The organism is Streptomyces sp. NPDC033270 (assembly GCF_055576575.1).
The window spans coordinates 536,288-557,525 of the sequence record NZ_JBVIRA010000002.1; the positions used below are offsets into that span (position 1 = coordinate 536,288).

21 protein-coding genes are annotated in these 21,238 nt (G+C 71.8%); 19 read left to right on the top strand and 2 right to left on the bottom strand.

Annotated features, from left to right (window positions below; all coding sequences use genetic code 11):
- Positions 1–19: 19 nt before the first annotated feature.
- Positions 20–1,255 carry a signal recognition particle-docking protein FtsY gene (ftsY, locus tag ACZ5XZ_RS05900; RefSeq protein WP_468974847.1) on the top strand — a complete coding sequence of 412 codons (1,236 nt, stop codon included), beginning with the start codon at positions 20–22 and terminating at the stop codon, positions 1,253–1,255.
- A gap of 105 nt (positions 1,256–1,360) precedes the next feature.
- The gene (locus ACZ5XZ_RS05905; protein WP_468974848.1) at positions 1,361–2,251 is read left to right on the top strand and encodes an alpha/beta fold hydrolase; all 891 of its coding nucleotides are present in this window, start codon (positions 1,361–1,363) and stop codon (positions 2,249–2,251) included.
- Positions 2,252–2,313: 62 nt separating this feature from the next.
- Here the strand turns inward: ACZ5XZ_RS05905 and ACZ5XZ_RS05910 are convergent, their stop codons facing one another.
- Positions 2,314–2,982, bottom strand: a complete 669-nt coding sequence (locus ACZ5XZ_RS05910) for a bifunctional DNA primase/polymerase (RefSeq protein WP_468974849.1) — start codon at positions 2,980–2,982, stop codon at positions 2,314–2,316.
- Positions 2,983–3,494: 512 nt separating this feature from the next.
- Here ACZ5XZ_RS05910 and nsdA point away from each other — a divergent pair.
- The 5 genes from nsdA to ffh all read left to right on the top strand — a co-directional run bounded on the left by nsdA (position 3,495) and on the right by ffh (position 11,565).
- A complete protein-coding gene (nsdA, locus tag ACZ5XZ_RS05915) occupies positions 3,495–4,970 on the top strand; it encodes a transcriptional repressor NsdA (protein WP_468974850.1) in 1,476 nt (491 codons plus the stop codon).
- Between the two features lie 400 nt (positions 4,971–5,370).
- Positions 5,371–6,711 carry an ammonium transporter gene (locus ACZ5XZ_RS05920; protein WP_468974851.1) on the top strand — a complete coding sequence of 447 codons (1,341 nt, stop codon included), beginning with the start codon at positions 5,371–5,373 and terminating at the stop codon, positions 6,709–6,711.
- Positions 6,708–7,046 carry a P-II family nitrogen regulator gene (locus ACZ5XZ_RS05925; RefSeq protein ID WP_384433646.1) on the top strand — a complete coding sequence of 113 codons (339 nt, stop codon included), beginning with the start codon at positions 6,708–6,710 and terminating at the stop codon, positions 7,044–7,046. Before ACZ5XZ_RS05920 ends, ACZ5XZ_RS05925 begins: the two co-directional genes overlap by 4 nt.
- Positions 7,047–7,370: 324 nt before the next feature.
- Entirely contained in the window at positions 7,371–9,860 is a 2,490-nt protein-coding gene (locus ACZ5XZ_RS05930) for a [protein-PII] uridylyltransferase (protein ID WP_468974852.1), read from the top strand.
- A 154-nt stretch (positions 9,861–10,014) separates the two neighbouring features.
- Positions 10,015–11,565 carry a signal recognition particle protein gene (gene ffh, locus ACZ5XZ_RS05935; protein WP_468974853.1) on the top strand — a complete coding sequence of 517 codons (1,551 nt, stop codon included), beginning with the start codon at positions 10,015–10,017 and terminating at the stop codon, positions 11,563–11,565.
- A gap of 79 nt (positions 11,566–11,644) precedes the next feature.
- Here the strand turns inward: ffh and ACZ5XZ_RS05940 are convergent, their stop codons facing one another.
- Complete coding sequence (locus ACZ5XZ_RS05940) at positions 11,645–12,499, bottom strand: methyltransferase domain-containing protein (protein WP_468974854.1); 855 nt, start codon at positions 12,497–12,499, stop codon at positions 11,645–11,647.
- A gap of 544 nt (positions 12,500–13,043) precedes the next feature.
- Between ACZ5XZ_RS05940 and ACZ5XZ_RS05945 the strand changes: the two genes are divergently transcribed.
- The 12 genes from ACZ5XZ_RS05945 (at position 13,044) to ACZ5XZ_RS06000 (ending at position 20,981) form a co-directional block, all read left to right on the top strand.
- The gene (locus ACZ5XZ_RS05945) at positions 13,044–13,634 is read left to right on the top strand and encodes a hypothetical protein (RefSeq protein WP_468974855.1); all 591 of its coding nucleotides are present in this window, start codon (positions 13,044–13,046) and stop codon (positions 13,632–13,634) included.
- A gap of 155 nt (positions 13,635–13,789) precedes the next feature.
- Positions 13,790–14,230, top strand: coding sequence for a 30S ribosomal protein S16 (gene rpsP, locus ACZ5XZ_RS05950; RefSeq protein WP_468974856.1), 441 nt, complete (start codon positions 13,790–13,792; stop codon positions 14,228–14,230).
- 2 nt (positions 14,231–14,232) lie between these two features.
- Positions 14,233–14,472, top strand: coding sequence for an RNA-binding protein (locus tag ACZ5XZ_RS05955; RefSeq protein WP_003980229.1), 240 nt, complete (start codon positions 14,233–14,235; stop codon positions 14,470–14,472).
- Between the two features lie 100 nt (positions 14,473–14,572).
- The gene (gene rimM / locus ACZ5XZ_RS05960) at positions 14,573–15,118 is read left to right on the top strand and encodes a ribosome maturation factor RimM (protein ID WP_468974857.1); all 546 of its coding nucleotides are present in this window, start codon (positions 14,573–14,575) and stop codon (positions 15,116–15,118) included.
- Entirely contained in the window at positions 15,118–15,927 is an 810-nt protein-coding gene (gene trmD / locus ACZ5XZ_RS05965; RefSeq protein ID WP_468974858.1) for a tRNA (guanosine(37)-N1)-methyltransferase TrmD, read from the top strand. The genes rimM and trmD overlap by 1 nt, the downstream gene beginning before the upstream one ends.
- 133 nt (positions 15,928–16,060) lie before the next feature.
- Positions 16,061–16,408, top strand: coding sequence for a 50S ribosomal protein L19 (rplS, locus tag ACZ5XZ_RS05970; protein WP_384433622.1), 348 nt, complete (start codon positions 16,061–16,063; stop codon positions 16,406–16,408).
- 95 nt (positions 16,409–16,503) lie between these two features.
- A complete protein-coding gene (lepB, locus tag ACZ5XZ_RS05975) occupies positions 16,504–17,268 on the top strand; it encodes a signal peptidase I (protein WP_468974859.1) in 765 nt (254 codons plus the stop codon).
- On the top strand, positions 17,261–18,388 hold the full coding sequence (gene lepB, locus ACZ5XZ_RS05980; RefSeq protein WP_468974860.1) for a signal peptidase I: 1,128 nt from the start codon (positions 17,261–17,263) through the stop codon (positions 18,386–18,388). The genes lepB (ACZ5XZ_RS05975) and lepB (ACZ5XZ_RS05980) overlap by 8 nt, the downstream gene beginning before the upstream one ends.
- Positions 18,321–19,310: a signal peptidase I gene (gene lepB, locus ACZ5XZ_RS05985; RefSeq protein ID WP_468974861.1), complete on the top strand. Its 990-nt coding sequence runs from the start codon at positions 18,321–18,323 to the stop codon at positions 19,308–19,310. Before lepB (ACZ5XZ_RS05980) ends, lepB (ACZ5XZ_RS05985) begins: the two co-directional genes overlap by 68 nt.
- Before the next feature lie 51 nt (positions 19,311–19,361).
- Entirely contained in the window at positions 19,362–20,090 is a 729-nt protein-coding gene (gene lepB, locus ACZ5XZ_RS05990) for a signal peptidase I (RefSeq protein ID WP_468974862.1), read from the top strand.
- An 88-nt stretch (positions 20,091–20,178) separates the two neighbouring features.
- Positions 20,179–20,634 (top strand): NUDIX hydrolase, encoded by a 456-nt coding sequence (locus tag ACZ5XZ_RS05995; RefSeq protein WP_468974911.1) that lies wholly within the window; start codon positions 20,179–20,181, stop codon positions 20,632–20,634.
- 38 nt (positions 20,635–20,672) lie between these two features.
- Entirely contained in the window at positions 20,673–20,981 is a 309-nt protein-coding gene (locus tag ACZ5XZ_RS06000; protein ID WP_003980220.1) for a DUF2469 domain-containing protein, read from the top strand.
- Positions 20,982–21,238: the final 257 nt, after the last annotated feature.

Here is a 21,238-nt window from a genome sequence, read left to right on the forward strand (position 1 = left end):
GACTGATACTGGAAGGGTTATGGAATTCGTCATCCTTGCTGTAGTCATCGCCGTGGTCGTGCTCGGCGCGATCAGCGGGCTCGTCGTCAGCGGCCGCAAGAAGAAGCAGCTGCCGCCGTCCCCGCCGGCTGCCCCCAAGCCCTCCGTCACCGCGCCCCCTGCCGAACCGCATGTCGGCGAGGAGGCCGAGACCCCCCGCGACGAAGACCGTCGCACCATCGAAGAAGTCACCCTGCCCCCCGCCGAGGCCCCCGAGGCCGAGGCCGAGGCGCCGGTCGCCGAGCCCGAGGCGCCCGTCGCGCCCGCGATCGAGGTGCCCGAGCCCACCGCCGGCCGGCTGGTCCGGCTGCGGGCCCGGCTCTCCCGCTCCCAGAACACCCTGGGCAAGGGCCTGCTGACCCTGCTGTCCCGCGAGCACCTCGACGAGGAGACCTGGGAGGAGATCGAGGACACCCTGCTCACCGCCGACGTCGGCGTCGCCCCCACCCAGGAGCTGGTCGACCGGCTGCGCGAGCGGGTCAAGGTCCTGGGCACCCGCACCCCCGAGGACCTGCGCGAACTGCTCCGCGAGGAGCTGCTCACCCTGATCGGTCCGGACTTCGACCGCACCGTGCACACCGCCAACGGCATCGGCAACGGCGGCGACGAGATCCCCGGCGTCGTCCTGGTCGTCGGCGTCAACGGCACCGGCAAGACCACCACCACCGGCAAGCTCGCCCGCGTCCTGGTCGCCGACGGCAAGTCCGTCGTCCTCGGCGCCGCCGACACCTTCCGCGCCGCGGCCGCCGACCAGCTGCAGACCTGGGGCGAGCGGGTCGGCGCCCGCACGGTCCGTGGACCCGAGGGCGGCGACCCGGCCTCCATCGCCTTCGACGCCGTGAAGGAAGGCATCGCCGAGTCCGCCGACGTCGTCCTGATCGACACCGCCGGCCGGCTGCACACCAAGACCGGCCTGATGGACGAGCTCGGCAAGGTCAAGCGGGTCGTCGAGAAGCACGGCCCGGTCGGCGAGGTACTCCTCGTCCTGGACGCCACCACCGGCCAGAACGGCCTGGTGCAGGCGCGGGTGTTCGCCGAGGTCGTGGACATCACCGGCGTGGTGCTCACCAAGCTCGACGGCACCGCCAAGGGCGGCATCATCGTCGCCGTCCAGCGTGAACTGGGAGTCCCGGTCAAGCTCGTCGGACTGGGCGAGGGCGCGGACGACCTGGCGCCGTTCGAGCCGAAGGCGTTCGTTGACGCCCTTATCGACTGATCCCGCCGCCAGGGCGCCACGCCCCGGCTGCCATCGGCCTTCGTACCCGCACCTGTCGGGTACGGAGGCCGATGCCGTCTCCGGGCCGTGCGGCACTCTTGGATCATGACGTTACGCATCGCCGCCCCGGCACGCACCGGCACCGAACGACTCCCCGACGGACGGCTGCTGGGCTGGGCGGAGTGGGGCCCGGTGGACGGCACACCGGTGCTGCTCTCACCGGGCGCGGCCACCAGCCGGCGGCTGGGATTCGGCGCCGAAGCCGTCGAGGCGCTCGGGGTCCGGCTCATCGGCCTGGACCGGCCCGGCCTGGGAGCCTCCTCACCCGAACCCCGCCGCACCTTCGCCGGCTTCGCCGCCGACATCCGGGAATTCGCCGCCCGGCGCGGCCTGCACCGGCCCGCCATGGTCGGCAACTCACAGGGCGCGCCGTTCGCCCTGGCCTGCGCCGCACACGACGTCATCGGCGCGCTGGCGGTGGTCTCCGGGGCGGACGAGGTCGCCGACCCGCGGTTCGCCGGCCGGCTCCCGGACGAACTGGCCCGGCTCGTCCGCCTCGCGGTACACGACCCGGACACCGCGGAGCGGCTGTTGGCGAAGTTCACCCCCCAGGACATGTGGAACATGGTGCGGGCCGGCAGCCCGGACTGCGATCGCGCGGTCTACGAGGAGCCCGCCTTCGCCGCCGCCTACCAGGAAGCGCTGCGGGAGGCCTTCGCGCCCGGCCCGCAGGGGTACGCCCGGGACACCGTGCTGGCCATGGGCCGGTGGGGCCTCGCCTACAGCGCGATCACGATCCCGGTGGACCTGTGGTACGGCGCCGAGGACACCGGCCACTCACCGGACCAGGGAGCCGGACTCGCGCTGCGGATCCCCGTAGCCGTCCGGCACCTCGTGCCGGGCATCGGGGGCGCGGTGCTGTGGACCCACGCCGAGGCCGTCCTGCGTACGCTCCTCGACCGCACCCGGCGGACGGCGGCGCGCGGCGTGCGGTGAGGCGCCGCCGGGGCCCGCGCCATCCCGCTGCTCCCCCCGCGGTGCGCGGGAGCAGCGCCGGCTCACGCGCACAGACGGGCGCAGACGTACGCCAGCGTGCCCAGGAGCAGGCGCGCCTGCGGCGGCCGGTCGGCGGTGTCCAGGGCCGGCGGGCGCAGCCAGCGCATCGGGCCGTGCCCGCCGTGGTCGGACGGGGGAGCGGTGATGTGGTCGCCGGGGCCCAGCGGGCGCAGGTCGAGGGCCGCGTCGTCCCAGCCCGTCCGGTAGAGCAGATCGGGGAGTGCGGCGGCCGCGCCCGGCGCGACGAAGAACAGCGCACGGCCCGTCGGGGTCGCGGCCACCGGGCCGAGCGGCAGGCCCATCCGCTCCAGGCGCGCCAGCGTGACCCGGCCCGCGACCTCCGGCACGTCGAGGATGTCGAACGAGCGGCCCACCGGGAGCAGGATGGCGGCGCCCGGCGTCTCCGCCCACACCGCGGCGGCCTTCTCCAGGGTGGCGCCCGCCGCCAGCTCCTCGCCCAGGGCCAGCGGATGGGCGCCGGGGGAGGGGCACCCGGCATCGCCGCACGAACAGTCCATGCGGCCGCCTCCGGCGCGGACCGCACGGGCACCGGGGGCGACGTCCCAGCCCCACAGCCCGGTGTACTCCGCCACCGCCGTGATCTCGGTCGAGCGGACGCGGCGTCGGGAGGCGGAACGAATCTCCCGGATGCCGCCGATCGTGAAGCCCATGCCTCCTCCAACGGGTGGTGCGTGTCAGTGGTTACGAGTCGGCGGGTTGACGTCGGGGCGCCGTGCACGCTCCGTCGACGGCCCGAAGTGGCGGTGGCGCGACGTGGCGCGCCGGGTGGTGCGGGGTGAGCCGCGAGCCCTTGCGCGCTTCGTTCCGCCCGGCCGTACGCGACCTGTGTCAAGTCAATCGTGAGAGCCGGGCGGGGAGTTCATTCGAAGGGGTGGCGAATGGTGGCGTTTCCCCAATCGCCCTCGCGGGGGGCGTGATCGTAGGATTACTTTCAGTGCACGAACCCCCGAGAGGCATCATTCGCACGGGTATGCCGGTGGCAACGCACAGGTAGAGCGCAGGCCAAAAGGTGTGGCCGGAATCCGTGATCGGGTAGATGTACCCCGGACAGGCGTCGCAACAGGCGGCAGCCTGCGGGTGGTTCGCAGTGAGCACCAGGCACCAGACATGCACCAGGTGCCGGGGCACCAGGCACCAAGGCAGCTATCGGGAGGGGCTTCCAGTGGGCGGCAACGGCGGCACGGGCGGCACCGACGCCGTCAAACAGCCCAACGCGCAGTTGGGTTCGTGGTTCATGCGCAGCGGCTGGTCCAAGGGCGAGCTGGCGCGACAGGTCAACCGCCGGGCGCGCCAGATGGGCGCCCATCACATCAGCACCGACACCTCGCGGGTGCGCCGCTGGCTCGACGGCGAGCAGCCGCGCGAACCCATTCCCCGGATCCTGTCCGAGCTGTTCTCCGAACGCTTCGGCTGCGTGGTCGGCGTCGAGGAGCTGGGTCTGCGCTCCGCGCACCAGTCCCCGTCCGTCTCCGGCGTGGACCTGCCGTGGGCCGGCGCCCAAACGGTCGGCCTCATCAGCGAGTTCTCCCGAAGCGACCTGATGCTGGCGCGCCGCGGCTTCCTCGGCACGTCCCTGGTGCTCGCCGCCGGCCCCAGCCTCATCGAGCCCATGCAGCGCTGGCTGGTCCCCGTCCCCGCGAGCCAGGCCGGCCCGGAGGAGCCCGACCGGACCAAGCGGCCCGCGCGGCTGTCCAAGCCGGAGCTCGACCTCCTGGAGTCGACCACCGCGATGTTCCGCCAATGGGACGCGCAGTGCGGCGGCGGGCTGCGGCGCAAGGCGGTCGTCGGTCAGCTCCACGAGGTCACCGACCTCCTCCAGGAGCCACAGCCGGCACCGGTCGCCAAGCGGCTCTTCAAGGTCGCCGCCGAGCTCGCCGAACTGGCCGGATGGATGAGCTACGACATCGGGCTCCAGCCGACCGCGCAGAAGTACTTCGTGCTGGCGCTGCACGCCTCCAAGGAGGCCGGCGACCGCCCCCTGGGCTCGTACATCCTCTCCAGCATGAGCCGGCAGATGATCCACCTCGGCCGGCCCGACGACGCGCTGGAGCTGATCCACCTCGCCCAGTACGGCAGCCGGGAGACGGCGACCCCGCGCACCCAGGCGATGTTGTATGCGATGGAGGCCCGCGCCTACGCCGGAATGGGCCAGCCCAGCAAGGTCAAGCGGGCCGTCCGGATGGCCGAGGACACCTTCTGCGACGTCGCGCCCGGCGAGCCCGAGCCGGACTGGATCCGCTTCTTCTCCGAGGCCGAGCTGAACGCCGAGAACGCCCACTCCTACCGCGATCTGGCCTATGTGGCCGGCCGCAGCCCCACCTACGCCTCGCTCGCCGAGCCCGTCATGGAGCGGGCCGTCGAACTCTTCGGCAAGGACGCCGAGCATCAGCGTTCGTACGCGCTCAACCTGATCGGCATGGCCACCGTCCGGCTGCTGCAGAAGGAGCCGGAGGCCTGCGCGGAGATGGCGCAGCGGGCCATCCCGTTCGCCCGGCAGGTCCGCTCGGAGCGGGTCAACACCCGGCTGCGCAAGACCGTGGACACCGCCGCCCGGGAATTCGGCGGCGTCGCCGAGGTCATCCAGCTCACCGACGAGCTCGCCCGCCAGCTCCCGGAAACCGCGGAGGCCGTCGGCTGACGGCATCCCCCACCACTCCGGCCGCGGCCGCCGCCCCGTACAGCCCGACTCGGCTCCCCCCTGCCAGTCATGCGGGCGGCGTCCGCGGCCGGTTTCTGTTTTTTGCGCCTAAGCCGGCGCCGCTTTCGCGCAGGGGGTCGCTCGCCGTTGGGGTGGCGCAAGTGATGGCTTGGGCGGGGAAGGGGATGACCCGGGCGAACAGTTCTGCGGGCGAACGGGTGAATCGGGACCTACCGGCGCTGATCGCGGAGTTCATCGGGGCGTAACACAGACGCCGCCTTCGTCACGGTGGTGAAACACCCGCAAGGTTTGGCCGAAACCACCCTGCGACAACCTCATCGCGAAGTCGGCCCACCAGAAACACGCCCGCACGGGCCGCATCGACGACGAGGAGACGCCGATGCCCCCAGGCATCCTGACGCTCGCAGCAGACAAGGTGACGCTCAGCCCGGCGAACACCGGCTTCATGCTGATCTGCTCCGCACTGGTGATGGTCATGACCCCCGGACTCGCCTTCTTCTACGGAGGCATGGTCCGGGTCAAGAGCGTGCTCAACATGCTGATGATGAGCTTCATCAGCCTGGGCATCGTCACCATCCTTTGGGTCCTGTACGGCTTCGGACTCGCCTTCGGCACCGACAAGGGCAGCCTCATCGGCTGGAACGGCAACTTCGCAGGCCTGAGCGGCATCGGACTGACCGAACTGTGGGGCGCGACCACCATCCCGGTCTATGTCTTCGCGGTGTTCCAGCTGATGTTCGCGATCATCACGCCCGCCCTGATCAGCGGTGCCCTCGCGGACCGGGTCAAGTTCACCGCCTGGGCCCTGTTCATCGCCCTGTGGGTCACCCTCGTCTACTTCCCCGTCGCCCACTGGGTGTGGGCCGAGGGCGGCTGGCTGTTCGACCTGGGCGTCATCGACTTCGCCGGCGGCACGGCCGTGCACATCAACGCCGGTGCCGCGGCGCTCGGCGCGATCCTGGTCGTCGGCAAGCGCATCGGCTTCAAGAAGGACCCGATGCGGCCGCACAGCCTGCCCCTGGTGATGCTCGGCGCCGGCCTGCTGTGGTTCGGCTGGTTCGGCTTCAACGCCGGCTCCTGGCTCGGCAACGACGACGGCATCGGCGCGGTCGCCTTCGTCAACACCCAGGTCGCCACCGCCGCCGCGATGCTCGGCTGGCTGGCGTACGAAAAGCTCCGGCACGGCTCGTTCACCACGCTCGGCGCAGCCTCCGGCGCGGTCGCCGGACTCGTCGCGATCACCCCGGCCTGCGGCTCGGTCAGCCCGCTGGGCGCCATCGCCATCGGCGTGATCGCCGGTGTGCTGTGTGCCATGGCCGTCAACCTCAAGTACAAGCTCGGCTACGACGACTCCCTCGACGTGATCGGTGTCCACCTGGTCGGCGGCATCGCCGGATCGCTGCTGATCGGCCTGTTCGCCACCGGCGGGGTGCAGAGCAAGGCCAAGGGCCTGTTCTACGGCGGCGGCTTCGAGCAGCTGGGCAAGCAGACGATCGGTGTGGTCTGCGTGCTGCTGTACTCCCTGGTCGTCTCCTACGTCCTTGCCAAGGTCATCGACCTGGTGATGGGCTTCCGGGTCGGCGAGGACGAGGAGATCGCCGGTGTCGACCAGGCCGAGCACGCCGAGACGGCGTACGACTTCGCCGGCGCCGGCGGTGGCTCCGCGCCCCGCACCGGACCCGCACTGGGCCAGGCACTGAACAAGAAGGTGGACGCGTGAAGCTCATCACGGCAGTAATCAAGCCGCACCGGCTGGACGAGGTGAAGAACGCCCTGCACGCCTTCGGTGTGCACGGCCTGACCGTCACCGAGGCCAGCGGCTACGGCAGACAGCGCGGTCACACGGAGGTGTACCGCGGCGCCGAGTACACCGTCGACCTGGTGCCGAAGATCCGCATCGAGGTGCTGGTCGAGGACGCGGACGCCGAGGAACTGGTGGACATCGTCGTCAAGGCGGCCCGCACCGGCAAGATCGGCGACGGGAAGGTGTGGACCGTCCCCGTCGACGACGCGGTGCGGGTGCGCACCGGCGAACGAGGGCCGGACGCCCTGTAACCGGCTCACGGCCCGGCTCCGGCCCCCGCGGTGGCATCCGCCGCCCGGGCCGGAGCCGGACCGGCGACGCCCGTGCGGCGGATGGCCGCGCGGCCGGGTACCGGACCAGACTGGCCATGCGTGACGGGCAGGCCGCACGACGACGGTCGGTAGCAGACCGCCCGGAACTAATTACTCTCCGTAATCGTTGCCGGAACAGTAAGGAGGCATCGCAAGGCAAGCAAGGAGGCGCCGCGAGGCAGCTCCAGCCCCGGGGGGACTCACCGGAGGGACTCAGGGGCCACCACTGACCGCAGGGGACAACACGACCAAGGAGCGCGGGAGTTGACGGAGAGCGTCGAGGAAACGGCAGGACCGGCCGGAGCGCCCACGGGGGGCGGGCCCGCCCCCGAAGGCGGCTACCCCGCGGCCAGACTGCGCCTCCTCCAGGACAAGGAGCCCACCGGCCCCGAGCGCCGCGCCGCCCTCGCCCGGCTGACCGACGAATGGCTCGCCGGCCTGCTGACCCGGCACGCCACCGCCGCCGGCCTCTCCGGTACCGCCCTGGTCGCCGTCGGCGGCTACGGGCGCGGCGAACTCTCCCCGCGCAGCGACCTGGACCTGCTCCTGCTGCACGACGGCCGCGCCGACCCCGGCGCCCTCGCCGCGCTCGCCGACCACCTCTGGTACCCCGTCTGGGACCTCGGCCTCGCCCTCGACCACTCCGTACGCACCCCCGCCGAGGCCCGCAAGGCCGCCCGCGAGGACCTCAAGGTGCAGCTGGGCCTGCTCGACGCCCGCCACCTGGCCGGCGACCCCGAACTGAGCGCCGCACTGCGCACCGCGGCGTACGCCGACTGGCGCGAGAGCGCCCCCAAGCGGCTGCCGGAGCTGCACGCCCTGTGCCAGGAGCGCGCCGAGCGGCAGGGCGAACTGCAGTACCTCCTCGAACCGGACCTCAAGGAGGCCAGGGGCGGGCTGCGGGACGCCACCGCGCTCCGGGCGGTGGCCGCCTCCTGGCTCGCCGACGCCCCGCGCGGTGGCCTGGAGGCCGCCCGCACCCGCCTGCTCGACACCCGCGACGCGCTGCACCTGACCACCGGGCGGGCCACCGACCGGCTCTCGCTTCAGGAGCACGACCAGGTCGCCGAGGCCCTCGGCATGCTGGACTCCGACGCCCTGCTGCGGCAGACCTACGAATCGGCCCGCACGATCTCCTACGCGGCCGATGTGACCTGGCGCGAGGTCGGCCGGGTGCTGCGCGCCCGCTCCGTCAAACCCGTGCTGCGCGGCCTGCTGCCGGGCCGCGGCGCCGGCAAGGGGGAGCGCACGCCGCTCGCCGAGGGCGTGGTCGAGCTCGACGGCGAAGCGGTGCTGGCCCGCACCGCCCGCCCCGAGCGGGACCCGGTGCTGGTGCTGCGCGCCGCCGCCGCGGCCGCCCAGGCCGGGCTGCCGCTGGCCACCCACGCCATCCGCCGCTGCGCCACGGCGACCGCCGCCCACCCGCTGCCCGTACCGTGGCCCGCCGAGGCCCGCGAGCAACTGGTCACCCTCCTGGGGGCCGGCGCCCCCACCGTGCCCGTATGGGAGGCCCTGGAGGCCGAGGGCATCGTCACCCGCCTGCTGCCGGACTGGGAGCGGGTCCGCTGCCGCCCGCAGCGCAACCCCGTCCACACCTGGACCGTGGACCGCCATCTGGTCGAGACCGCCGTACGGGCCTCCGCGCTGACCCGCCGGGTGCACCGCCCCGACCTGCTGCTGGTCGCCGCGCTGCTGCACGACATCGGCAAGGGCTGGCCCGGCGACCACTCGGTGGCCGGCGAGACCATCGCCCGCGACGTGGCCGGCCGGCTCGGCTTCGACGCCCGCGACACCTCGGTGATCGCCACCCTCGTACGGCACCACCTGCTGCTCGTCGAGACCGCCACCCGGCGCGATCTGGACGACCCGGAGACCGTCGGGGCGGTCGCCGACGCGGTCGGCGGCACCCAGACCCTCGAACTGCTGCACGCCCTGACCGAGGCCGACGCGCTGGCCACCGGCCCCGCCGCCTGGAGCGCCTGGCGCGGCGGACTCGTCGCCGACCTGGTCAAGAGGGTCGCCGCCCGGCTCGCGGGGGAGCCCGAGCCGGAGGTACGCGGCGCGGACGAGCCGACCGCGGAGCAGGAGCGGCTGGCCATAGAGGCCGGACGCACCGGTGGCCCCGTCCTGTCCCTGCGTACCCGCGCCGAGCCGCCCACCGGGGCCGCGGACGAGGCGCCCGCACAGGAGCCGGTCGGCGTCGAACTGCTGATGGCGGTACCCGACCAGCCGGGGGTACTGCCCGCCGCGGCCGGCGTACTGGCCCTGCACCGCCTCACCGTGCGCGCCGCCGACCTGCTCTTCCTCGACCCCATCGGCCAGGGCCCGGTCCTGCTGCTGAGCTGGCGGGTGGCGGCCGAATACGGGTCGCTGCCGGAGGCCGACCGGCTCCGCGCCGACCTCGTCCGCGCCCTGGACGGCTCCCTCGACATCCCCGCCCGCCTCGCCGAGCGCGAACGCGCCTACGCCCGCCGCTCGCGCGCCGTGCTCGCCCCGCCGCCCCGGGTCACCGTCGCCACCGGCAGCTCCCGCACCGCGACCGTCATCGAGGTCCGCGCCCAGGACGCCCACGGCCTGCTGCACCGCATCGGCCGCGCCCTGGAGACCGCCGGCGTCGCCGTGCGCAGCGCGCACATCAGCACGCTGGGGGCGAACGCGGTCGACGCGTTCTACGTCACGGGGACGGACGGGGCGCCGCTCGCGGAGGGGGAGGCCCAGAAGGTCGCGGCGGCCGTGGAGGCCGCGCTCCAGTAGGCGTACGGACGGGCGTCGGCCCTACGGGCGAGGGGCGGGCCGGTGCGCCGTCCCAGCCGCCGCGGGAAACCGGGCCGGAACGGTTCGCTTGCCAGGCCGGATACCCTAGAACCCGACTGGACCCCGCCCCCGACCCCGAGGATCGACGACCGCCGTGTTCGATACGCTTTCCGACCGCTTGGCGAGTACTTTCAAAAGCCTCCGGGGCAAGGGCCGCCTGAGCGAGGCGGACATCGACGCCACCGCGCGCGAGATCCGCATCGCGCTGCTCGAGGCCGATGTCGCCCTCCCCGTCGTCCGGGCCTTCATCAAGCAGGTCAAGGAGCGGGCCACCGGCTCCGAGGTCTCCCAGGCGCTGAACCCCGCCCAGCAGGTCATCAAGATCGTCAACGAGGAGCTCATCGGCATCCTCGGCGGCGAGACCCGCCGGCTGCGCTTCGCCAAGCAGCCGCCGACCGTGATCATGCTCGCGGGTCTCCAGGGTGCCGGTAAGACCACCCTGGCCGGAAAGCTCGGCCGCTGGCTCAAGGGGCAGGGCCACGCCCCGCTGCTGGTCGCCTGCGACCTCCAGCGCCCCAACGCCGTCAACCAGCTCCAGGTCGTCTCCGAGCGCGCGGGCGTCGCCTTCTACGGCCCCCAGCCGGGCAACGGCGTCGGCGACCCCGTCCAGGTGGCCAAGGACTCGATCGAGCACGCGCGGACCAAGCAGTACGACGTCGTCATCGTCGACACCGCCGGCCGCCTCGGCATCGACGCCGAGATGATGCAGCAGGCCGCGGACATCCGGGACGCGGTCAGCCCCGACGAGATCCTCTTCATCGTCGACGCGATGATCGGCCAGGACGCGGTCAACACCGCCGAGGCCTTCCGCGACGGCGTCGGCTTCGACGGCGTGGTGCTCTCCAAGCTCGACGGTGACGCCCGCGGTGGCGCCGCGCTCTCCATCGCGCACGTCACCGGCAAGCAGATCATGTTCGCCTCCAACGGCGAGAAGCTGGACGACTTCGACGCGTTCCACCCGGACCGCATGGCGTCCCGCATCCTCGGCATGGGCGACATGCTCAGCCTGATCGAGAAAGCCGAGCAGACCTTCAGCCAGGCCGAGGCCGAGAAGATGGCGGCCAAGCTGGCGAAGGGCCCCAAGGAGTTCACCCTCGACGACTTCCTGGCCCAGATGGAGCAGGTCCGCAAGATGGGCTCCATCTCCAAGCTGCTCGGCATGCTGCCCGGCATGGGCCAGATGAAGGACCAGATCAACAACCTCGACGAGCGCGAGGTCGACCGCACCGCCGCCATCATCAAGTCGATGACCCCGGCCGAGCGCCAGGAGCCGACGATCATCAACGGCTCGCGCCGGGCCCGTATCGCCAAGGGCTCCGGTGTCGACGTCAGCACGGTCAAGAACCTCGTCGAGCGGTTCTTCGAGGCGCGCAAGATGATGTCGAAGATGGCCCAGGGCGGCGGCATGCCCGGGATGCCGGGGATGCCGGGCATGGGCGGTGGCGCCGGCCGGAAGAAGAAGCAGGTCAAGCAGGCCAAGGGCAAGCGCAAGAGCGGCAACCCGATGAAGCGCAAGGCCGAGGAGGAGGCCGCGGCCGCCCGCCGCGAGGCCGCCCAGTCCGGCAACCCCCTGGGCCTGCCGCAGGGCGGCCAGGACCCGCAGAACTTCGAACTGCCCGAGGAGTTCAAGAAGTTCATGGGCTGAGCCGGCCCCTCACTACGGCTCACGAGCCCCTGGCCACCACGGTGCGGCCGGGGGCTCGCGCGTTCCGCGGCTCCGCGCGCTACCGGGTCCGCGCGATCAGATACCGGAACACGTTCGGCATCCAGACCGCCCCGTCCTCCCGCTGATACGGATGCAGCGCCTCCGCCAGCTCCTTCTCCACCTGGCGCTGCTCGGTCACCTCCAGCGCCGCGTCGAACAGCCCCGTGGACAGCAGCCCGCGCACCGCGCTGGACAGGTCCGCATACCCGAACGGGCAGGCCACCCGCCCCGAACCGTCGGGCCGCAGCCCGGCCCGCTCCGCCAGCTCCTCCAGGTCGTCCCGGCCGCTCGGGCGCCAGCCACCCGCCGTACGCAGCGGATCGGCCAGCCGCTGCGCCACCCGCAGCACCCCCGCCGTCGCACAGCGCTCCACCGGGCCCCAGCCGCCCAGCACCACCGCGCTGCCGCGCTCCGCCAGCCCGGCCGCCGCGGTCAGCGACGCCGTCAGCCCCTCGACGGAGCTCACGCAGCCCACCGGATGGAAGGCGGTGACCACATTGAAGGCGGCGCTCCCGGACGCCGCCGCCTCCAGCCCACCGCTGACCACCCGCGTGTGCTCCGGTGTGCCGTCCGCCGTGAGCCGCTCGCGCGCCAGCTCCAACCGGGACTCGTCCGCATCCACGCCGCTGACCTGCGCCCCCCGCCCCGCCGCGAGCAGCAGCGCAAGCCCGGAGCCACAGCCGAGCCCCAGCAGACGGGTGCCGGGGCCGACCCCCAGACGGTCGTACGCGGCTTCGTAGAGCGGCACGAGCATCCGCTCCTGGATCTCGGCCCAGTCACGGGTGCGCGCCCGCGCCCCGGCCGGCGAGGGCGGGTCGTCGCCGTGCACGGACCCGGAGTTCGGAAGCTGGTGCCGTACGAGCGTGGGTGACATCGATAGCGCCCCTATTCGCCGAGAACCGAAGCTGTTCCGTACCGATCGCCCCCGTGTTCGCGCGTTGTGCGCCCCCGCAATCCAGACAACTGCGCATCCGTCCGGGCGTCCAGGGTGTGCGCCGGGATTGTCTCCCGCGCGCCCCTGTATGCGCCGGGCCCGCACCCCCGAGCGCCGTTCCAGCGTGCCCCGACCCCGGCGGATCCGCCACGGCAACGCCCGCCACCTGGATGCTCCGCGCGCCCCCCGACTTCCCCGCCCGGGCACCCCCCGACGGCCCTACGGTGGGATACGGCCCGGTGCCGACGGGCACAGGTTCGCCCCGTACCATCGCCGCGGTGATCGTCGAGGTGGCAGACGACCGGCTACGCCATGCGGCGTACATGGTGGTACGTACCGGCTTGCGGGCTGCTGGGCGCCTTCTGCGCAGATCGACGCACCCGGCCCTCCCCACGACCCATGACCGGAAACTGACTGGTACGTGCAAATTATTTGGGATGGCCCGGAATCGGAACACTCGGCGACCCCGGCTCGTTGTCACGACGTGAGCACGACACCGCCTGTTCTCGCCGCCGAGCTGGCGCTCGCCTGGGCCGATATTCAACGGCACCACCCCGAGCTGCCGGACCTGGCCGCGCCCGAGTCCCTGATCGGAGAGTCCTCGTCCGCCTGTGGCGCCGAGCTCTCCTTCGAACGGCTGCTCCATGAGGCCGTCCACGGCATCGCCGCCGCCCGCGGCGTCCGCGACACCTCCCGGGCTGGCCGCTACCACAACCGCCGATTCCTGGCGATCGCCGAGGAGCTGGGCCTGGACCATGCCGACGAGCCGCACCCCAGCAGTGGCTTCTCGCTGGTCACCCTCAACCCCGAAGCCAGGAGGCGCTACCGCCCCACCATCGAACGGCTCACCAGAGCCCTCAAGGCGCACACGGCCGCGACCGCGACGGACACCGCCCGCAGCTTCCGCGGCCCGGCCGCCCGGCACGGCTCCTCCGGAGGCGGCGTACGCGTCAAGGCCGTCTGCGACTGCGGGCGCAACGTCCGTGTCGTGCCGTCCGTGCTGGCCCAGGCACCGATCGTCTGCGGCGGCTGCGGCAAGCCCTTCCGGATCCCCGAGGTGGCCGCGGTCGGCTGACCCGAAGGCGTGTGGCACAATGGCTAGCTGTACTCGACAGTCGCACAGGACCCCTCTCTCCTCCGGCTGACGCGTCCATCGGGCACCCGAGTACCGCAACCCCACGTGGCATCTCGTTGTGCCCCACCACGTCAAGACCAGGAGACACCACTTCCGTGGCAGTCAAGATCAAGCTGAAGCGTCTGGGCAAGATCCGTGCGCCTCACTACCGCATCGTCGTCGCCGACTCCCGCACCCGCCGTGACGGCCGGGCCATCGAGGAGATCGGTCTGTACCACCCGGTGCAGAACCCCTCCCGCATCGAGGTCGACTCCGAGCGTGCCCAGTACTGGCTGAGCGTCGGCGCGCAGCCGACCGAGCCCGTTCTGGCCATCCTCAAGGTCACCGGCGACTGGCAGAAGTTCAAGGGCCTGCCCGCCCCGGCGCCGATGAAGGTCGCCGAGCCGAAGGCCGACAAGCGCGCCCTCTTCGAGGCCGCCGCCAAGGCTTCCGGTGACGAGCCGAAGGGTGAGGCCATCACCCCGAAGGCGAAGAAGGCTGACAAGAAGGCGGACGAGGCTGCGGCCGAGTCCACCTCTGAGTCGACCGAGGCCTGAGCATGCTCGAGGAAGCCCTCGAGCACCTCGTCAAGGGCATCGTCGACAACCCCGACGACGTGCAGGTAGCCTCGCGCACCCTGCGTCGCGGGCGCGTGCTCGAGGTCCGGGTCCACCCCGACGACCTCGGCAAGGTGATCGGCCGCAACGGCCGTACCGCCCGTGCACTGCGGACCGTCGTGGGCGCCATCGGCGGCCGGGGCATCCGCGTCGACCTCGTCGACGTGGACCAGGTCCGCTGACAAGTTGAACACCGGCTCGGGCCGGGGAGGGCTTCGGGCCTCCCCGGCCCGCAGTCGTCTACGGGCCCCTGCCGTAGGCACACGTAAGGGAGAGACAAGCGTGCAGTTGGTAGTGGCACGGATCGGCCGCGCCCACGGCATCAAGGGCGAGGTCACCGTCGAGGTACGCACCGACGAGCCCGAACTGCGGCTCGGCCCGGGCGCCGTCCTGGCCACCGACCCGTCCTCCGTCGGTCCGCTGACCATCGCGACCGGCCGGGTGCACAGCGGCCGGCTGCTGCTGCGCTTCGAGGGCGTCGCGGACCGCACCGCCGCCGAGGCGCTGCGCAACACCCTGCTGATCGCGGAGATCGACCCCGAGGAGGTCCCTGAGGACCCCGAGGAGTTCTACGACCACCAGCTGATCGACCTCGACGTCGTCACCCGCGACGGCACCGTCGTCGGCCGGATCTCCGAGATCTCCCACCTGCCCTACCAGGACCTGCTGATCGTCGGGCGTCCCGACGGCAGCGAGGTCATGGTCCCCTTCGTCTCCGAGATCGTCCCCGAGATCGACCTGGAGGCGCAGCGCGCGGTGATCGATCCGCCGCCCGGCCTGCTCGACGACAGCCAGGCGGAGATCGCCTCCAGCCGCGAGGACAGCTGATGCGGCTCGACGTCGTCACGATCTTCCCCGAGTACCTCGAGCCGCTGAACGTCTCCCTCGTCGGCAAGGCCCGGGCCCGCGGACAGCTCGATGTGCGCGTCCACGACCTGCGCGCATGGACGCACGACAAGCACAACACCGTCGATGACACCCCCTACGGGGGCGGCCCCGGCATGGTCATGAAGCCCGAGCCGTGGGGCGAGGCGCTCGACACGATCCTGGCCTCCGGCGACGGCGCGCCGGTCATCGTCGTCCCCACCCCCAGCGGTGAGCCCTTCACCCAGCGGCTCGCCGTCGAACTGTCTGCCAAGCCCTGGCTGGTGTTCACCCCGGCCCGCTACGAGGGCATCGACCGCCGCGTCATCGAGGAGTACGGCGAGCGCCTCGACGTGCGCGAGGTCTCCATCGGCGACTACGTACTCGCCGGCGGCGAGGCCCCGGTGCTGGTCATGGTCGAGGCCATCGCCCGGCTGCTGCCCGGCGTCCTCGGCAACGCCGCCTCCCACCAGGACGACTCCTTCGCCCCCGGCGCGATGGCCGACCTCCTGGAGGGCCCCGTCTACACCAAGCCTCCCGAGTGGCGCGGCCGCACCATCCCCGAGGTGCTGCTCAGCGGCCACCACGGCAAGATCGCCCGCTGGCGCCGCGACGAGGCCTTCCGCCGCACCGACCGCAACCGCCCCGATCTGATCGAGCGCGCCGACCCCGCCGCGTTCGACAAACACGACCGCGCGATCCTCGCCGCTCTGGGCTGGTCGGCGGGCGAGGACGGCCGATTTGGGCGTACGAGCGAGGCCGTGGAAGAATAGGCCGCTGCTGTGTGCGTCCGGCGCGCGCCCCTGCCACAGGGGGAACGACGCCCGCCCGACGGAACGGCAACCGAAACATCCTCTCCGATATCCCGTTGATGACCTGTGGCATCAACGAAGAAAGCAGTAGGTCATGCACCTTCTCGACTCCGTCGACGCCTCGTCGCTGCGCAGCGACATCCCGGCCTTCCGCCCGGGTGACACCGTCAACGTCCACGTCCGCGTCATCGAGGGCAACCGCTCGCGTGTGCAGCAGTTCAAGGGCGTAGTCATCCGCCGCCAGGGCTCCGGCGTGCGCGAGACCTTCACGGTCCGCAAGGTCAGCTTCTCCGTCGGCGTCGAGCGCACCTTCCCGGTGCACACCCCGATCGTCGAGAAGATCGAGGTCGTGACCCGCGGTGACGTCCGTCGCGCCAAGCTGTACTACCTGCGTGAGCTGCGCGGCAAGGCTGCCAAGATCAAGGAGAAGCGCGAGAGCTGAGCCGCGCCGCCCGGAGCGCGATTTTTTGCGCCAGGGCAACGCAAAGCGCCTCTCGCGTCCGATGTCCGGACGTGGCCGGATAGGCTCGGGCCCCGATGGACACCGACGCACAGCTGACGGAGCGCGACTCCTCTCCCACCCCCGACAAGGGGTCGGAGCAGGGGTCGCGCTTCGCGCGTTTCCTCACCCGTGCCGCCCGCCTGCGCCAGCGGCCGGTCACCCTGTTCGCGCTGTGCCTGGCGTTCGCCCTGCTGCTCAGCGCGGTGGTCGCACAGCCCTTTCTGATCCCCAGCTCCTCCATGGAGAACACCCTGCAGATCGGGGACCGGGTGCTGGTCAACAAGCTGGCGTACCGTTTCGGCAGCGAGCCCGCGCGGGGCGATGTGGTGGTGTTCGACGGCACCGGGTCTTTCGTTCACAGGGAGCAGGGGGAGAATCCCGTCACGGGGCTGCTGCGCGGAGCCGGCGCGGCGCTGGGCCTGGCCCGGCCCGCCGAGACCGACTACGTCAAGCGCGTGATCGGCATCGGCGGTGACCATGTGACCTGCTGCGACAGACGGGGGCGGATCGAAGTGAACGGTGAGCCCGTGAGCGAGGGCTACCTCCACCCGGGGGACGCGCCGTCCTCGGTGGAGTTCGACATCGTGGTGCCCGAGGGCAAGCTGTGGGTCATGGGGGACCACCGTGCCAAGTCGAGCGACTCCCGCGACCACCTCGGCCAACCGGGCGGCGGCACGGTCCCCGTCGACAAGGTCATCGGCCGCGCGGAGCTGATCACCTGGCCGGTCGGCCGCTGGCGCACCATCGACGCGCCAGGGTCCTTCGACCGGATACCCGCCGCGGCAGGCCCCCATGGGTAGCCGCGGACGCCCCCGCCACGGGCGGCAGAGCGCCGGCAGGCCCGGACGCGGCGCCGACGGCCCCAGCAGCGGCTCCGTGGGCGGGTACGGCGACTCCGCGGGCGGATACGGCGACTCCGCGGCGCCCGGCGAACCCCAGGGAGCCGGCGAGGACGGCCGGCAGCCACGCCGGCCCGCCACCGGCGGACGGGCCGAGCGGCGGCGCCAGGCCAAGCGCATCAAGCGCCGCAGGCAGCGCTCCTACCTCAAGGAAATCCCCATCCTCATCGGCGTGGCGCTGGCCATCGCCCTCGTCCTGAAGACCTTCCTCGTCCAGGCGTTCGTCATCCCGTCGGGCTCCATGGAGCAGACGATCAAGATCGGCGACCGGGTTCTGGTCGACAAGCTCACCCCCTGGTTCGGCTCCAAGCCGGAGCGCGGCGATGTCGTCGTCTTCAAGGACCCCGGCAACTGGCTCAAGGGGGAGCAGGTCAAGCCCGCCGACGACGGGGGCGCCTTCCAGCCGGTCAAGGACGCCATGACCTTCATCGGACTGCTGCCGTCGGCCGATGAGCAGGACCTGATCAAGCGGGTGGTGGCGGTCGGCGGCGACACCGTCAAATGCTGCGACAAGCAGGGCCGGGTCACCGTCAACGGCACCCCGCTGACCGAGCCGTACGTCCATCCGGGGAACCCGCCCTCCCAGATCAAGTTCACCGTGAACGTCCCCACCGGACGCATCTTCGTGATGGGCGACCACCGTTCGGACTCCGCGGATTCGCGCTTCCACCTGAGCGAGCCGTACCGTGGCACGGTCTCGGAGGACAATGTCGTGGGCCGGGCCGTGGTGATCGCCTGGCCGTTCAGCCACTGGCGGCGCCTCGAAGAGCCGGACACCTTCGCAACCGTGCGCGACGCGCCGGGCGCCAGGGCGTCCGCGGCGGATGTGCCGCATAGGGTGTCACCCGAGAGTTTGACCGTACTCCCGACCCCTGCGGAACTCCCGCTCGTTATGGGAGTGGTGGGCCTGCACCGGCTGACGGGCGGGCGAGTGCGTGGAGTAAGGAGCAGATGTGGGGGACTTGGCGGTCGGCGCGCGGTCCGGAACCGAAGAGCCCGAAGAGCCGGCAAGACGCGGTGAGACCCCGCAGCCGGCGGCGAGTTCCGTGCATCAGTCACGATCACAGTCACAGTCGGAGCCGCAGCGCGGGGTGCCGTTGAGCAAGCCGGACACTTCGGAGAGGCCCGATACGTCGGACCAGGCAGCGGACGAGGAGGCGGGCGGCAGCGTGAAGAAGGCCAAGAAGCCGCGCGCCTTCTGGAAAGAGCTGCCGATCCTCATCGGTATCGCCCTGCTCCTGGCGCTGCTGATCAAGACGTTCCTGGTGCAGGCGTTCTCCATCCCGTCCGACTCGATGCAGGACACCCTGCAGCGCGGGGACCGGGTCCTGGTCGACAAGTTGACGCCGTGGTTCGGCTCCAAGCCGCAGCGCGGCGAGGTCGTCGTCTTCCACGACCCGGGCGGCTGGCTGAACGAAACCCCGACGCCCGAGCCCAACCCCGTCCAGAAGGTCCTGAGCTTCATCGGCCTGATGCCCTCGGCCGAGGAGAAGGACCTGATCAAGCGGGTCATCGCGGTCGGCGGCGACACGGTCGAGTGCCACGGCAGCGGCCCGGTCAAGGTCAACGGCAAGGCACTCAAGGAAGACTCCTACATCTTCCCCGGCGCCACGCCCTGCGGTGACCGCGCCTTCGGCCCGATCCACGTCCCCGAGGGGCGGATCTGGGTGATGGGCGACCACCGTGACGACTCCCTCGACTCCCGCTACCACCAGAACCTCAAGGGCAACGGCACGGTGTCGGAGGACGAGGTCGTCGGCCGGGCGTTCACCATCGCCTGGCCCATCAACCGCTGGGCGACCCTGCCGGTGCCGGACACCTTCGACCAGCCCGGGATCGACAAGGCGATGGCGGCGGCCCCGGCCGCTCTGGGCCTCGCCGGCGCGGTGCCGCTGGTCATGTGGCGCCGCCGGAGGCTGACCGGAGAGCGTACCCCCAGGTAAGGTGCCGTCCCGGATCTTCGACGCGGACCGGTCCGCGGGGTGGGAGCTGGGATGAGCAGCAGTACGGAACGCAGGACCGACGGCCGCGGCCGGACCACGGGCAGTGTGCTGTCCGGTCTGGCCGTGGCCCTCGGCTGTCTGCTGTTCCTGGGCGGCTTCGTATGGGGCGCGCTGACCTACCGCCCCTACACGGTGCCGACCGATTCGATGTCCCCGACGATCGCGGCCGGGGCCAGGGTCATGGCCGAGCGGGTGGACGGCTCCGAGATACGCCGCGGCGACATCGTCGTCTTCCAGGACTCCGCGTGGGGCGATCTGCCGATGGTCAAGCGCGTCGTCGGCACCGGCGGTGACAAGGTCTCCTGCTGCACCAAGCAGGGCCGGCTCACCGTCAACGGGATCCCCGTCGAAGAACCGTATCTGCAGGGCAGCGGCCCCGCCTCGCCTATCGGCTTCAAGGCCACGGTGCCCGCCGGCCAGCTCTTCCTCCTCGGCGACCACCGCAGCGACTCCCTCGACTCCCGTGTCCACCTCACCGACGGCGACCACGGCTCGGTGCCGCGCAGCGCCGTCCAGGCCCGGGTCGACGCCCGCGCCTGGCCCCTGGGCAGTATCGGGATGATGCAGCGCCCGGCCGGCTTCTCCGCCCTCCCCGGTGGCACCTCCCAACCCGGACCTCTGCAGCCCATCACCCTCGCCGTGGTCGCCGGCGCGGTCCTCATCCTCGGCGGTGCGGCCTACGGGCCGATCGCCCGGCGCAGGGCGCGTCGACGTGGGTGAGCGGGGCGACGGGAGGCCGACCGAGGGCAGCGGGCCCCCGGTCCCCGAGAAGCCGGACCCGGCCGGCGTACGGCAGGTCTCCCGCGTCGTGCTGCTCGACCCCGATGACCGGATCCTGCTGCTCCACGGCTTCGAACCGGACCGCCCCACCGAGACCTGGTGGTTCACCCCGGGCGGTGGTCTGGAGGGCGACGAGAGCCGTGAGGAGGCCGCCCGGCGCGAACTCGCCGAGGAGACCGGGATCACCGACGTCGTCCTCGGTCCGGTCCTGTGGAAGCGGCATTGCGCCTTTCCCTTCGACGGGCGGCGCTGGGAGCAGGACGAGTGGTATTACCTGGGCAGGACCGCCCGGACCGCCACCGACACCGGCGGGCACACGGACCTGGAACGGCGCAGCGTCTCGGGGCTCAGGTGGTGGACTTCGGAGGAACTGTCCGCGTCCCATGAGACGGTGTATCCGACCAGACTCGCCGAGCTGCTGCGCACGCTGCTCGACGAAGGGCCCCCCAGTGCGCCAGTGCAGCTGGAGACCGAGAGGGTCTGACGCACAATAGGGGGACGCACGGCTGAAGGGGATCTGCCATGAGCGCCGAGGACCTCGAAAAGTACGAGACCGAGATGGAGCTGAAGCTCTACCGGGAGTACCGCGACGTCGTCGGTCTGTTCAAATATGTGATCGAGACCGAGCGGCGCTTCTACCTCACCAACGACTACGAGATGCAGGTGCACTCCGTACAGGGCGAGGTCTTCTTCGAGGTCTCGATGGCTGACGCCTGGGTCTGGGATATGTATCGCCCGGCTCGCTTCGTCAAGCAGGTGCGCGTCCTGACGTTCAAGGACGTGAACATCGAGGAGCTCAACAAGAGCGATCTGGACCTGCCGGGGAGCTGAGCCGACCGCGGCCTGCGGGGGGGGGGGGCAGCCGGGCATCTGGCGCGCCCTCCGTCGGTCGACTCGGTCGACCGTGCGCCCTGGGTGACACGTGTGGGTGAGCGAGTTATCCACAATCGGCTCACTGTCCACCAAGATCCAAAAGATCGTGGCGAGGGCGTCACAGTCGGTGCCGGAGGTGGTACCGCATGAACGCCATGCAGGCCGGCCGCACGGCCGGGGATGAGGTACGGACCGGGGACGACGTACGGGCTGGG